The following is a 1,270-nucleotide window of genomic DNA, read 5'->3' as shown; positions in this document are numbered from 1 at the left end:
CGATTTCTTTACTCGTTTCGATCTCAGTGAACCCGAACAACAGGAAAAGCGTTTGCGCAGCATTCTCGACTGCGATTTGCTGGTTCTGGACGATCTGTTTCTGTCGCGTTCGATTCCGGACGCCGCCGGCGCTTTGCTGCAAACCCTTGTTCATCAACGATACAAGCTGCGCCGCAGCGTTATGGTTACGTCCAACCGCGTCGTTCAAGACTGGGGCGCCTACCTCGGCGACAACACCATGAGCAGCACGATCCTGGACCGACTCATGCATCACTGCCATTCGCTTGAATTCGACGGCCGCAGCTACCGCCTCAAGGAAGCTGCGGAAACCCTTGCGCGCAAAACCAAAGCGAGCTAAAAAACCATCCTTGTCCTGCTTAAAGGTGGAGGAGTTTGCGCGACCATAAGTGGGGGAATTTGAAGTGACCATCCGGGCGTTATGAGTAGGTTCATCTAGTCGGATGGCTTGGTAGCTTTTACAAACGGGGTTAGTCATGACAAGCGGTCAGTTCGTTACTTACTTTCGCGTCAGCACACAGAAGCAGGGCGCAAGCGGTTTGGGCCTCGAAGCTCAGAGCGCTGCCGTGGCTCAGTACCTGAACGGCGGGCAATGGGAAGTCGTTGGGTCGTTCACTGAGATCGAGACGGGTAAGGGCGCTGATGCCATTGCCAAGCGTCCGCAACTGCGTGCGGCGCTGGCGCTGTGCAAGAAGACCGGCGCACGGCTTCTGATTGCCAAGCTTGACCGCTTGGCGCGCAATGTCCATTTCGTGAGCGGCCTGATGGAATCACGCATCAAGTTCGTCGCCGTTGATATGCCGGAGGCCAATGACTTGACCATCCACATCATGGCGGCGTTTGCGGAGCACGAAGCGAAGCGGATCGGAGAACGCACGAAAGATGCGTTACGCGCCGCCAAAGAAAAGGGCGTGAAGCTTGGCGTGGCAGGTACAAGGAACATCAAGGCTGGAAACGAACGCCGCCAACAGGCCGCTGCCGATTTCGCCAAGGCGTTGGAGCCGGTGATTGCCGAGATGCGTGTTGCTGGCCTCTCGATGCGGAAAATGGTCGCAGAGTTGAATGTTCGCGGGGTGAAAGCGCCGCAAGGCGGCGCATGGTCGTTCGGACAACTGCAACGCGTTCTGGGCCGACTGGCTGCTTGATCGGTCTCGCGCATGCGAATGTGCTTATGGGTAAGCGCTCAATCTGGCACACGCGGAACCATATGGCCGCGTGGTAACGGTCGCGTCAATCCGGTTCGGACCAAGCG

2 protein-coding genes are annotated in these 1,270 nt (G+C 57.4%); both read left to right on the top strand.

Annotated elements, in window-relative coordinates:
* The coding region (locus AWB69_RS45210) for an ATP-binding protein (protein WP_197500500.1) at positions 1-358 on the top strand (358 nt) is incomplete at its 5' end.
* Between the two features lie 136 nt (positions 359-494).
* Entirely contained in the window at positions 495-1,163 is a 669-nt protein-coding gene (locus AWB69_RS45205; RefSeq protein ID WP_062093237.1) for a recombinase family protein, read from the top strand.
* Positions 1,164-1,270 lie beyond the last annotated feature (107 nt).

This window comes from Caballeronia udeis (genome assembly GCF_001544555.2).
Lineage (GTDB): Bacteria > Pseudomonadota > Gammaproteobacteria > Burkholderiales > Burkholderiaceae > Caballeronia > Caballeronia udeis.
This window is presented reverse-complemented; position numbering and strand designations above follow the sequence as displayed.

What these genes read in the sequence shown, in the direction of transcription:
- AWB69_RS45205 (WP_062093237.1), top strand. Translation starts at nt 495, where the DNA reads ATGACAAGCGGTCAGTTCGTTACTTACTTTCGCGTCAGCACACAGAAG.